Genomic DNA, 12,391 nt, shown 5'->3' with positions numbered 1-12,391 from the left:
TCAGGAATGGTCGTAGGTAAAAATTGATTTCCGTGAGAAACACTTGACATACGCATTAAAAGTACGTATTGTCATAGTTATGACTGCAAAAGAAGTATTAAAGCTCTTAAATCAAAACGGCTGGTATGTTTACGAAACAAAAGGGTCTCATTTCCAGCTTAAACATTCGGAAAGGCAAGGAAAAGTAACCATTCCTATGTACAGCGGAGATTTAAAGCCATGTACTTTGAATAGTATTTTAAAGCAAGCAGGATTAAAATAGGAGACCATATATGCGTAAAATGACTTATTTAGCGGTTTTTGAACCGGCTGGAAACGGCGCTTATAGCGTCTATTTTCCGAATGTTTTAGGTTGTGTAAGTTACGGAAAAAACTTTCAAGAGGCGCAAGCAATGGCGCAAGAAGCGCTCGAATTGCATATATACGGTATGGAAAAAGACGGTGATACGTTGCCTATTGAAAATTTTTCTGATATACAAACAAATGCCGGTGATATAGTGTATGCCATTACCATTTATCCTGATTTTGTGAAAAATCAAATGGATAACCGGCGCGTTAAAACAAATTGTACTATTCCGTATACGCTAAAACGGAAAGCAGAAATGCAAGGTATAAATTTTTCTCAAGTATTGGAAACTTCGCTAAAAACAATGCTGCAATGAAATATTGATTATTTACAGCAGGAAATGTTGTCAATAAAGGGTTGACATATTCGTGTTTTGCCCTTACTATATAAAAAGCAGTGTATAAGGGAGTTGGCTGTCAGCCGATCTTATACAACTAAAAAATTAAATATTCCACAACTGGAAGGAGATTTAATCTATGAAAAAAACACTTTTTGTACTGTTTACCGCAGCGATGTTGTTTGTAACGTTTGCGTGTAAACACGCTAATCCCGCACAGTATACGGGCGGGGGAGCCAAGCAGGATATGGCTGCACCGGATACGGTTACCATCCCGATTAACGTTATCAAGGCTTCTGACTTTTTGACCCGTTCGGTTCGTGAAAAGATCGTGTATAAGGTAAAGCAGAATGCATCAGCGAGCGGTAAGGTTATCGAAGGTACTGAGGAAGCAAAGACTAACTATGTCGACTGGGATTTCAGCGTTGGAAGAACGGAAAAAGAAGCATTAAGCGAAACGTTGATTGTAGGTCATGCGACTAAAAATGGACTTACGCCCGACACATTAGATGATGTAAAAATTAACTACACCAAAATAAAGCAGTGGTTCGGCAGAGATATTCAGGTCGGCGACCAATTCTGGCTCGGCTTCCGCTGCAGCAATCAAGACGGTGTGGAACTTGCCCGCATGGCTCACCATGTTAAAGTAGGAAACCCCACAACGCTCGATAAGGTAGCGCTCAAGTACGGTTTTAAAGGCTGGTATTTGGAAGCGCAATTGAATGGTAACTATCCGACGGCAACAGCCGATTTCTATCTTGGCGCCGATGCACAAGCGAAAAAAATTAACGGCGACAAGCCGATAAACGGTCATGTTGTTACTAGTGGCGGTAACTCGATTACCTATTTCCTCTGCAAGGTGGATGATAAAGACATTGTCGTCGACCAGCCTTATCACGTTAAAGCGCACTATAAAGATGTGGAATTTGGCGGCGATGAAGGAATAACATCTTTTGTGGGTGAAGACGTTGTCTATGCAAAAGATGCAGTCGATGCATGGAACTTTGTGTTGAAAGGCGCATCTAACAAGGAATATGCGCTTTCTTCGGTAGCTGGACGCGATAAAATTGCCATTAACACCGCAGATCCGACTTTGACGTGGGCTCCGATGAAAGACGCAGCCATGTTGTATCTGGATAAAGGGGCTGGCTCCGTTCTTGAGCGTGAAAACTATGCCATACTTGTATCGGAGAAGGAGAATCTTGAGGACGCAAACGAACTGACTTACAAAGTAGAACATGTGGCCGCTGTTCCGCCTGCTCCGGAGTATTATAAAGCGGAATTGAAGGGATTGCAGTTTGGCAAGGTGTACTATGCAAAGGTTATCTATTCCTATGACACCAAGAAAGCCAACTCCAAGGTGCGCGAGAAGCACGAGTCGCCGGTAGTCAGCTTTACTACCGATGACGGTCTTAAGAGCGTTAAGTATACTTTCGATTCAGGATTAAAAATAAACGGCACTATGGTTTCCGGTACTCCTGCTTCCGGATTCCCCACCGACAACCCTGCAAGCCTTTTAACAACCGGTGCGCTCGATGTTACAAACGGTAACAGCGCCCCCGCCTTACAGCTGGATGACACTAAAACGCTTAGTTCCAAGGTAGGAAAGCCGTATGCAGAGGGCGAGCTTGTTTTCGATATGCAGCTGCCTGCCGATATTAACACTGTTATCAGTGGTATGGCCACGAAATTTGTCGATAAAGATGATAACCCCTTAGGTGCGGCTGTTAATGATAAGGTACTGATGTCTGTTACGGCGGAAGGTACGGAAATTGCTCTCGTAATTGTGCCGACGGTTGTAAAGTCTAATCAATCTGGTGCTGTTGCTGGTAACTGGACAATTACGCCCGCTTCGATAAGACTGCGCGCTACTGCAGGCGATAAGGCTGCCTATTCGGGTGCGCCTGTTGTTGACACGGACGTAAAAACTGCTGGCTCACTGACCGGTCAGCCGTACGCTACTGTAGTTGGTTATGTCTATAACACAACTATGAAGAGTGCGTGGTTGGATTATCGGGCAGCTAAATTTAGCTTTACAAAGGCGAAAGTTAGAGGTGATTTCGGTTCCGTGAACGCCGAAACGGATGTAAAAGATGCGCTTCCCATGCCTAAATTTAACGGCTATCGCAGCTTTACCGTACTGTCAAACCAAGACGGTTTCCATATCGATAATGTAATGTACACCGTTAAGGATGCTGCCTTTAAACGGCATGTACGCTAAGCGTTTCCGTTCAATCCGGCGGCTGCGGAATAAACCTTCATCGGTTTTAACGCATCCCGGATTGTAGAACTCTTGCAAGACCTTAGGAAGCAGTTGCTTCCTAAGGTCTTTTTTTTGTCTTTTCTTTATGTGTGCTTAGTGTTTAGTGTTTAGTGTTTAGTGTTTAGTGTTTAGTGTTTAGTGTTTAACACGGCGTTGAATAAGCGGCTTTTTTTGTCAATTGAAAAAATATGCGCTATAAGTCATATAATTAAATATGTGGAACGTTAATGTAAAACAGAATGCTATTCCCGATTGGATTACAACTTTTCGATTTCAAGCTTGGAAATGCCCGTCAGCTTTGCAATTATGCTCATGTCAAAAGCTTCATTCTTCATCAGTCTTGCTGTTTCGAGCGCTTTTTGGTGGGAGCCGCCCGCAAAGCCGCGCTCAATACTTTGTTCAATACCTTGAGCAAAGGCTATTTCATGTTCTTCCGCTCGTTGCACTGCGATATCTGTCTCATAATCATATTCGGCGAGTAACATGTTCAATACCTCCTTTGATTTTCTTTTGGAAATATACGACGCATCTACGGTGTCATACGGCAAAAAAGTGTCCTCAACGTTTCAGAAGCGGCACGGATGCCGCTGGTTCCAATCAGTAACGTGTTTGCATTGCAAACACGTAGGTCGAAAATGTACATGGATGTACATTTTTGACCGTGCCTGCGGTACTTTTTTGCCTAATTTCTTGTATCTGCATCGTCTATTTCCAAAAGCGGTGGCTATGCAGAACCGCCACGGATGGCGGTGATTCCATGCAGAAGTGAGTTTTTCATCTGAAAAACTCATCGTCCAATACGGTATATGGACGTACCGTATTGGACAGTGAATCTTTGTACTTTCTGTTCGCCGTACTCATGGCTGTTTCTCCTCGGGGACTATTGTAGCATGGATATGAGGATTTTGAAAGGTTACATAGTCGTTCCGGGCGGTACATTACGCATTGATACCTCATTACGCATTGGAAAGCTGCCGATACTATCGAGAAACGGAGGTTTGAGATATGAAATACTTACGATGTTATGTATATTTTTGCATATTGTGCATCAGTGTGATGTCATGCACAAGTACCCCGACTACCGGAGCGCTTTACTTTCCTATCACCGTATTAGCCGGTGTTGCCGATTTAACGGTTTCAACGGCAGGAGATACTCAAACGGATACTCATGATAAAACCGAAGCCTTTGCAAGAAATGCAAGAATACTGAATCGGGATCTAAATCTTGATGAAACAGAGCCGTATATTCAAAGAGAATCTCCGTCTGAATATGATCATCTTTCAAACATTCAGTTACAACCGCGGAAGAATAGTGCGCAAACGGTGAATCAGCAAAAAAATGATATGGAGCCTGTTTCTTCGATTAGATTGCAAAAAGGCGAGTCATTTACGATGCCGATACCGGTGCAGAAGAAAGTAACGGTCGTTGTTGAAAATAAGGATAGCAATGAACTAAGGTTTATGTGTACCGGTAAACAGTTCGTCTTGCAGCAGGGTGAAATGGTGATGCTGCATTTTCGGTAAACGATAAACGCCGCTTGCCATCACAGTAGCTGCAAACATCAGCAATACGGCTTATCTCTGCACGAAAAGCCGAAGTTGATGAGGATGCAGAATATTATGAAAACTATGACGCTCGATGAAGTTAAAAATCTTCCGCCGCTTACGGAAGAACGGCTAAACGAAATCAAAAATTTTCAAAATACTGATTTTTCGGACTGCCCAAAGCAGACAAAAGAGGAGCTTAAACAATTTCGTCCTTATTATGAGCTTCATACAACATTACAAAAACGTAAAAACCACACTGTACAGGTTAGTATTGATAGTGACATAATAGAAGCGTTACAGATTGAAACTCAAGAGTACCAACCACGCATAAATGCTATCTTACGGAAAGCTGTTTTTGGATAAACCATAAGGAACAAGGCACGAATAATCGACCTTTGTTGATTACAGCTAAAGGTCTCTCTAAAATCAGCTTTAGCTTAGAAAATGGGTATACTGATAGCAAAAATCGCTGAGGGTACCCCCTCTTTAAAACCTGCCCATCTATGCTATAATACAACAAGAGAGGAAACAGCTATGACTACGGCAAACAGAAAATATAAAGATTCGGTTTTTGTCGATCTTTTTGCAGAAGACGAAAAGGCTAAAGAAAACTTTTTATCGCTATATAACGCTTTGCACGGAACAAATCTGCAAATGTCTTGTCCTGTAGAAAACATAAGGCTCGATAATGTTATGTATATGAACATAATCAACGATGTTTCCTGCCTTGTCGACAATAAGATTATCGTTCTTGCAGAACATCAATCCACCATAAACGAAAACATGCCTTTGCGTTTTTTAGAATACATAGCAAGGCTCTATGAAAAACTTCAAGCTCCGACCGATAGATATTTAAGAAAGCTGTCTAAAATACCTACGCCGGAATTCTACGTTTTCTATAACGGCAAGGAAGATTACCCTGAAACTACAGTTCTAAAGTTATCTGATGCGTTTATAACAAAACCAGAAAAAGTGCCGCTGGAGCTTGAGGTAAAGGTATATAACATAAATAAGGACAAAGGAGCAGAAGTATTGAGCCGCTGTAAACCGCTTGAAGAATACAGTCTCTTTGTTGAAGAGGTAAGAAAACAAACGCAACTTGATCCTGAAAATGGCTTTACCAATGCGGTAAAGATATGTATAGAAAAAGGAATCTTAAAAGAATACTTACAGAGAAAATCACGGGAGGTAATAAATATGTTAGTAGCCGAATATGATTACGATACAGACATCGCAGTACAGAGAGAAGAAAGTCTAAGAATTGGAATACAACAAGGAATACAACAGGGTATTGAACAGGGTATTAAGCGAGGCTTTTCCGATGGAGTAATAAAAACAGCTTTAGCTTTTAAGAAAATGGGTATACCGATAGCAAAAATTGCTGAGGGTACAGGGCTTACTCAAGCGGAAATAGAAAAATTATAAACTTGTTACTAGCCGAATATGATTATGAAACCGATATAGCCGTACAACGAGCAGAAGAACGGGAAATAGCCTTTGCCACAGGCATTGAACAAGGTATATCTCAGGGAGCCTATCAAACCAAACTTGAAACGGCTAAGGCTTTTAAGCAGTTTGGTTTTGATATTGATAAAATAGCTGAAGGAACAGGCCTTTCCGTTGAAGAAATAAAGGCTCTATAAAAATCAACTTTTTGCAAATAGGCGGAGCAGATGCAAGGAGTTAGGCAAAAAAGTACCGCAGGTCTGTTGAACAGCGTACATCCCTGTCCGTTCTGCAGATGCTAAGAGATGACATGTTTTTAATTGCCGGTAAATGTGCTATGCTTATTTTGAGCGGCTCCAATAAAGCCGTTCAAAAATGCTGCCCGCCGAATATGGTTATAAAACCGATAGAACCGAAGCAAGATGTTTTAATCCATTCCCTACCGGCTTTGCAGGGCATCTTCTCTTTTAGGAAATGCCCTGCACCCAACTAACCGTGAGCCTTGCCGTTGCCAAGTAAAGCAAGGGATGTAGCCTGAGGTCGTTGTTGAAAATAAGGGGAGTCATGAACTAAGGTTTATATGTACCGGTAAACAGTTCGTCTTGCAGCAGGGGGAAATGGTGATGCTGCATTTTCGATAAATGATAAACGCCGCTTGTCATCACAGTAGCTGCAAACGCCACCAAGCTCGCAGAGTTTAATGAAACGGTAAAGTGTGCTATACTGCTATGGGATGGATAGATAAGGAGCGTTCTATGAACGATATAATGATGCGGCAATACAATATGCTTTCAAAGGAGCTGCAGCAGGAAGTGCAGCATTATATTGAATATTTATTTGTAAAAATGAAAAAAACGAATAGACAACATATTGTAACAATACCCCAGCAAGAAAAAAATAGAGCTTATGATGCCCTGATACAGTATGCTGGTTGCCTACCGCCGGATATTGATTATAAACAAGAAGCTATAGAATTTGCGGTTACGAAATATGAAAGTCTTACTTGATACAAATATTTTGGTTGATTTTCTGGCAAAGCGTCCTGTTTTTTTTAATAATGCACAAACTATCATTAAGAAATGTAAAGATAACGAAATAACAGGAATTGTAGCAGTTCATACTATTTCAACGTTTATTTTCAGCCGCTCAAATAGCGCGGCTGAAAAACACGTCGAGTTTGCTTGCTGCAAACTCGCTGATTGTACGTACGCTATCGCGTACCAATTCAGCATCCTCCAAAATTGATATTTTGTTCGGCTGCTGAATTTTAAGGAACGTTATTTTATATCTTAAAGAAGTATATTCCGGCAGAGAATGTACGAGAAATTTTTTGCAATTTATTCGAAATCATTGGAATCGGTAGTGCAAATAAAGAGAGCATTTTAAATGCTTTAAAGAATAAAATATTTCCTGATTTTGAAGATGGTTTGCAATATCAATGTGCATTAGAAGAATCGGTAGATTGCATTATTACACGCAATAAAAAAGATTTTTTTGGGTCAAAAATACCCGTGTATACGCCGGATGAATTTTTAGCATAAAGCTTTGGGTAGGTTAACTAAAAAAGCCTGTTCTTCCGTAAAGGAAAAACAGGCTTTTTGCATCATAAAGGTTCTCTAAAAAACAATCAGTTTTCTAGCAATGTAAAATTCGGTGCGTGCTAAGCATAAGCTCAACACGCCCCTTAAAAATTACAGGCTGCCTTTTGCCGCTTTAACCGCTTCGGTCAGCATCGGAAGTACCTTGAACAGGTCTCCTGCAATACCGTAGTCGGCTACGCCGAAGATCGGCGCATCGGGGTTCTTGTTGACCGCGATGATGTACTCGGAATCCTGCATACCGGCAAGGTGCTGAATTGCTCCGGAAATACCGACTGCCACATAGATGTGCGGATGTACGGTTTTACCGGTCTGTCCAACCTGATGGTTTGCATCCATCCAGCCGGAGTCAACAACGGCACGGGAAGCCCCGACAACGCCGCCAAGCGCCTGAGCCAAATCTTCAGCAAGTTTGATACCCGCTTTGGGATCTTTACCGATACCGCGACCGACGGAAACAACGACGTTTGCTCCGATCAAGTCTACGATATTCTTTGCGGTTTTCTTAATTTCGAGGATATCAACGCTGATATCGGCTTTGGAAAGCTCAACTTTCGGCTTTTCAATCACGGTCTTTGCCGCTTTTGCCGAATCAAAGTCCTGCTTCTTCATAACGCCGGGACGCACGGTTGCAATCTGCGGGCGGAAGCGGGGACAGACAATCGTTGCCATCAAGTGACCGCCGAACGCCGGACGGGTCATCTTCAAGTTGGTGTTGACTTTAAAGGGTGTCTTTTCGACATCCATCGTCGAGCTGGTGCGGAGGAATTCCTTGTATTTTTCCGTATCGACGTCGAGGTGCGTGGTGTCGGCGGTCAATCCGGTATGGAGCCGTGCGGCACAGCGGGGGCCTAAGTCGCGTCCGATGGTTGTTGCACCGATTAAGAAAACTTCCGGTTTTTTATCCTGTACCAATGCGGTAATCACTTTTGTATACGCATCGGTTGTATAATCGGCAAGAAGATCGTGCTCGCAGTAGTACACCTTGTCGGCGCCGTAACCGCCGAGATTCTTTAATGCATCTTCTTTAATACCTTTTCCAAGTACAACGCCGCAGAGTTCGCCCTTTAATTCATCGGCGAGCTTCCGGCCTTCGCTCAATAATTCAAACGAGGTGTTGAGGATTTCTCCGTTGCGCTGTTCACAAAATACCCACACGCCTTTGAAGGCTTCAGTGTCTTTGCTATCGTAAGCCATTTGTACATTCTCCTCCTTCATTAAATGATATGTTTTTCTGCCAGCATACCGACGAGCTTTTCACAAGCGGCTTTGTCGGCGCCTTCCATCATCGTACCGGCGCCTTTCTGCGGCGGGGTAAAGGACTTGTATACGTTTGTCGGAGAACCTTCCAAACCGATTGTATCTTTATCGATGAGCGGATCGTCCTTCAAGGTTTCGTAATTGTATACCTCATACGGCTTTGAGTAGCATTCCATAATACCGCTAACGCTCATATAGCGCGGTTCGTTCAACTCTTTGATACAGGTGATAAGACAGGGAGTCTTTACCTTGAGCATCATGTAGCCGTCTTCGAGCATACGCTTTACCGTCAGTGTGTTGCCTTCTTTTTTAATATCAGCTGCGTAGGTGATCTGCGGGAGATTCAGTTTTTCAGCAATCTGCGGGCCTACCTGTGCGGTATCGCCGTCGATTGCCTGCCGTCCGCAGAATACAACATCTTCCGGTCCTACACCGACGCGGCGTACAGCTGCTGCTAAAATCTGACTGGTAGCATACGTGTCACTTCCGCCGAACTCACGGCTGGAAACCAGTACCGCCTTGTCAACGCCGCGCGCTAACAGCTCACGGAGCATGCTTTCTGCAGGGGGCGGCCCCATCGAAATAGCGACAACTTCACAGCCGGTTTGATCTTTTAGCTGCAGCGCCGCTTCAATCGCGTTTAAGTCATCGGGGTTGGTGATGGTCATCATCGAAGCGCGGTCAAGCTGCCCGTTTTCTTTGACGGCAACTTTTCCGGATGTATCGGGAACTTGTTTTACACAAACAATAGCTTTCATCTGTTCTTGTCCTCCTTAATTGACGCCGAGGTTTGCGGCAATAACCATGCGCTGTACTTCGCTCGTACCTTCGTAAATTTCCGTAATCTTTGCGTCGCGCATCATCCGCTCGATTGGGTAGTCGCGGGTGTAGCCGTATCCGCCGAAGAGCTGTAAACAGCGGCGCGTTACGTCGCTTGCGACCTCAGCTGCAACGAGCTTCGCCATTGCCGCTTCCGCAGAATACCGGATATTGGGATTTTCGTTGGCTGCCTGTTTCTTGCATGCTGCCGCATAGACAAGATACTGAGCGCCTTGTGTACGGGCTGCCATATCCGCAAGCTGGAACTGAGTGTTCTGCTGCTGGCTGATGCGTTTTCCGAACTGGACACGTTCTTTTGTATATTTGATGGTTTCTTCGATAGCGCCTTCCGCAATACCGAGCGCCTGTGCTGCGATACCGATACGTCCGCCGTCAAGGGTTGCCATAGCGATGATAAAGCCGCGTCCCTGTACGCCGAGGAGGTTTTCTTTCGGTACGATGCAGTCTTCAAAGACCAATTCGCAGGTTGAAGAACCGCGGATACCCATCTTCTTTTCATGCTTACCGACAGAGAAGCCGGGGAAGCCGCGCTCTACGATGAATGCGCTGATTTCTTTTACGGAGCGGCCTTTTTTATCCTTTACGATACCGGTTACTGCGATAACGATAAAGACGTCGGCATAGCCCGCATTGGTGATAAAGATTTTGCTGCCGTTGAGTACCCAGTGGTCACCGTCGAGTACTGCAGTGGTCTGCTGTCCTTGAGCATCGGTACCGGCTCCCGGTTCTGTTAAACCGAATGCACCGATCTTTTTACCGGAGGCAAGATCCGGAACATACTTCATCTTTTGTGCTTCCGTTCCGAAGTGCATAATCGGATCGATACAAAGTGACGTATGTGCGGAAATGATAACACCGGTCGTTCCGCAGACCTTGCTCATTTCTTCTACACACATGGCATAGGTTAAAACGTCAGCGCCTTGTCCGCCGTACTGTTTCGGAACGGGAATACCGAAGAATCCCAGCTTTGCCATCTTTTTGACATTCTCTTCAGGAAATTTTTCCTCTTCGTCGACTTCGGCAGCGATCGGTTTTACTTCGTTTTGCGCAAAATCGCGAAACAATTGCTGCGCCATGAGCTGTTCTCTGCTCAACGTAAAATCCATGTTGAATCTCCTTCGTTATATTGATTTTTATTAAAAATCTCTACTTTATATAGAGGCTTTTCTATAGTATAATAATTATCTACGCTATTGTATCCAAGCAAATAATAGTAGTATTTTTATAGATAGATTATATCAGCAAACCGCCGAAATGGATAGAGGAAGAATCGTATTTTATCATACTTTTTTTCTCTTGAGCCTTTGCGTCGGGGGAGAATGATTATATGACAAGAATAGCCATAGCCGCATTAGTGCGGAATACTTCGGCCTTTTTTGCATCCAATGCGACAAAATCATACCAATTCCGTGCCGAACAGCTTCGTAAGTTGGGAGCCGCCGTTCACGCATATCAGCAGCGGATAAGCGATGCGCTCTATAAGGATTTACACAAGGCGCCGATGGAGACCTACCTTACGGAAATCGGTATGGTGCAGGAGGAAGTCCGCTTTCTATCGAAACATTTGAAAAAATTGATGAAGCCGAAACGGGTACGCACGCCGCTCAGCCATTTTTTAGCGTCGAGTACGATTTATTATGAACCGTACGGCACCGTGCTGATTATGTCGCCGTGGAATTATCCGGTCAATTTAACGTTGACGCCGCTTGCCGGTGCGATTGCCGCAGGAAACTGCGCGGTGATAAAGCCTTCGAATTACACTCCCGAAACCTCAAAAGTAATCGCCGATTTGATTGCGGAAACCTTTGAGCCGGGTTTTGTTACGGTTGTAACCGGCGGCCGAGAAGAGAACGCCGGACTTTTGGAACAAAAGTTTGATTACATCTTCTTTACCGGCGGTACGGTAGTCGGTAAGCTTGTTATGGAGGCCGCTGCGCGGAACCTGACGCCGGTAACGCTGGAACTCGGCGGCAAGTCCCCCTGTATCATCGATAAAACCGCCGATATGAAAGCGGCTGCCCGGCGTATCCTTTTCGGCAAGTTACTGAACGGCGGGCAAACCTGCGTCGCTCCCGACTATGTGCTGATTGATGCAGCGGTAAAAGAAGCGTTTATCGAACAGTGCAAGGCTGTCCTTCGTGAATTTTTACCGACGGACGCGTATGCCTCCTGTAACATGACACGGATTGTAAGTGACAAGCATTTTGAACGGCTTTCACATTTGATGGAAGGAGAATCGGCTGTTATCGGCGGGGAAAAGGATGCGCACGGGCGTTTTATACCGCTGACGGTGTTGGATAATATCAGCTTTGAATCACCGGTTATGCAGGAAGAAATTTTCGGCCCCATCTTGCCGCTCATCCCGTTTACCGATTTGCAGTGGGCTGTCGATCAAATCCGTGCCCGTCCGAAGCCGCTTGCCCTCTATCTCTTTACCAAGGATGCGGCTGTAGAGCGGAAAATTCTGTCGGAAGTATCGTTCGGCGGCGGGTGCATCAACGACACAATCGTGCATCTTGCGACACCGTACATGCCCTTCGGCGGCGTCGGGACAAGCGGCATGGGGAATTACCACGGAAAACAAAGCTTTTACACATTCAGCCACGAAAAGAGCGTAATGAAAAAATCCCTGCTGGTAGACTTACCGATGCGCTATCATCCCTACAGCGAGAAAAATTTCAACCTCGTTAAAAAGTTTATGTAGGTGCATACCGAATGGTGTATCCGGCTGTGCCCTGCAAGTTGTCTTGCGT

Annotated in this window: 11 protein-coding genes and 2 pseudogenes; 9 read left to right on the top strand and 4 right to left on the bottom strand. The window is 44.4% G+C overall.

Going from position 1 to position 12,391, the window contains the following annotated elements:
• Positions 1–43: 43 nt before the first annotated feature.
• From ABK01_RS11560 to ABK01_RS11550, 3 genes are all read left to right on the top strand, one after another.
• On the top strand, positions 44–262 hold the full coding sequence (locus tag ABK01_RS11560; protein ID WP_371922012.1) for a type II toxin-antitoxin system HicA family toxin: 219 nt from the start codon (positions 44–46) through the stop codon (positions 260–262).
• A 10-nt stretch (positions 263–272) separates the two neighbouring features.
• Positions 273–662 carry a type II toxin-antitoxin system HicB family antitoxin gene (locus ABK01_RS11555; protein WP_253675738.1) on the top strand — a complete coding sequence of 130 codons (390 nt, stop codon included), beginning with the start codon at positions 273–275 and terminating at the stop codon, positions 660–662.
• Positions 663–822: 160 nt separating this feature from the next.
• The gene (locus ABK01_RS11550) at positions 823–2,904 is read left to right on the top strand and encodes a hypothetical protein (RefSeq protein ID WP_253675737.1); all 2,082 of its coding nucleotides are present in this window, start codon (positions 823–825) and stop codon (positions 2,902–2,904) included.
• Between the two features lie 299 nt (positions 2,905–3,203).
• Here the strand turns inward: ABK01_RS11550 and ABK01_RS11545 are convergent.
• Positions 3,204–3,458 (bottom strand): annotated as a pseudogene (locus ABK01_RS11545) (hypothetical protein); the annotation flags it as partial.
• 493 nt (positions 3,459–3,951) lie between these two features.
• Between ABK01_RS11545 and ABK01_RS11540 the strand changes: the two are divergent.
• The 5 genes and pseudogenes from ABK01_RS11540 to ABK01_RS11520 all read left to right on the top strand — a co-directional run bounded on the left by ABK01_RS11540 (position 3,952) and on the right by ABK01_RS11520 (position 6,947).
• Entirely contained in the window at positions 3,952–4,470 is a 519-nt protein-coding gene (locus ABK01_RS11540; RefSeq protein WP_212565533.1) for a hypothetical protein, read from the top strand.
• A 96-nt stretch (positions 4,471–4,566) separates the two neighbouring features.
• A complete protein-coding gene (locus ABK01_RS11535) occupies positions 4,567–4,857 on the top strand; it encodes a BrnA antitoxin family protein (RefSeq protein WP_212565532.1) in 291 nt (96 codons plus the stop codon).
• 171 nt (positions 4,858–5,028) lie between these two features.
• Complete coding sequence (locus ABK01_RS11530) at positions 5,029–5,919, top strand: Rpn family recombination-promoting nuclease/putative transposase (protein ID WP_212565531.1); 891 nt, start codon at positions 5,029–5,031, stop codon at positions 5,917–5,919.
• Positions 5,916–6,137 (top strand): annotated as a pseudogene (locus tag ABK01_RS11525) (hypothetical protein); the annotation flags it as partial. The gene ABK01_RS11530 and the pseudogene ABK01_RS11525, both read left to right, overlap by 4 nt.
• 558 nt (positions 6,138–6,695) lie before the next feature.
• Complete coding sequence (locus ABK01_RS11520) at positions 6,696–6,947, top strand: hypothetical protein (protein WP_212565530.1); 252 nt, start codon at positions 6,696–6,698, stop codon at positions 6,945–6,947.
• 684 nt (positions 6,948–7,631) lie between these two features.
• Here the strand turns inward: ABK01_RS11520 and acrA are convergent.
• The 3 genes from acrA to ABK01_RS11505 are packed head-to-tail and all read right to left on the bottom strand — an operon-like array spanning position 7,632 to position 10,744.
• Positions 7,632–8,735, bottom strand: coding sequence for an acryloyl-CoA reductase electron transfer subunit beta (acrA, locus tag ABK01_RS11515; RefSeq protein ID WP_016518421.1), 1,104 nt, complete (start codon positions 8,733–8,735; stop codon positions 7,632–7,634).
• A 20-nt stretch (positions 8,736–8,755) separates the two neighbouring features.
• Complete coding sequence (acrB, locus tag ABK01_RS11510; RefSeq protein ID WP_016522167.1) at positions 8,756–9,556, bottom strand: acryloyl-CoA reductase electron transfer subunit gamma; 801 nt, start codon at positions 9,554–9,556, stop codon at positions 8,756–8,758.
• A gap of 15 nt (positions 9,557–9,571) precedes the next feature.
• A complete protein-coding gene (locus ABK01_RS11505) occupies positions 9,572–10,744 on the bottom strand; it encodes an acyl-CoA dehydrogenase (RefSeq protein WP_206182174.1) in 1,173 nt (390 codons plus the stop codon).
• A gap of 221 nt (positions 10,745–10,965) precedes the next feature.
• Here ABK01_RS11505 and ABK01_RS11500 point away from each other — a divergent pair, with 221 nt between their 5' ends.
• Entirely contained in the window at positions 10,966–12,342 is a 1,377-nt protein-coding gene (locus ABK01_RS11500) for an aldehyde dehydrogenase (protein ID WP_253675736.1), read from the top strand.
• The last annotated feature ends 49 nt before the right edge of the window (positions 12,343–12,391 follow it).

Origin of the sequence: Treponema sp. OMZ 305, assembly GCF_024181325.1 — a bacterium.
Taxonomy (GTDB): domain Bacteria; phylum Spirochaetota; class Spirochaetia; order Treponematales; family Treponemataceae; genus Treponema.
Note: the sequence above shows the minus strand (reverse complement) of the source record. Positions and strands in the feature narration are given on the sequence as shown.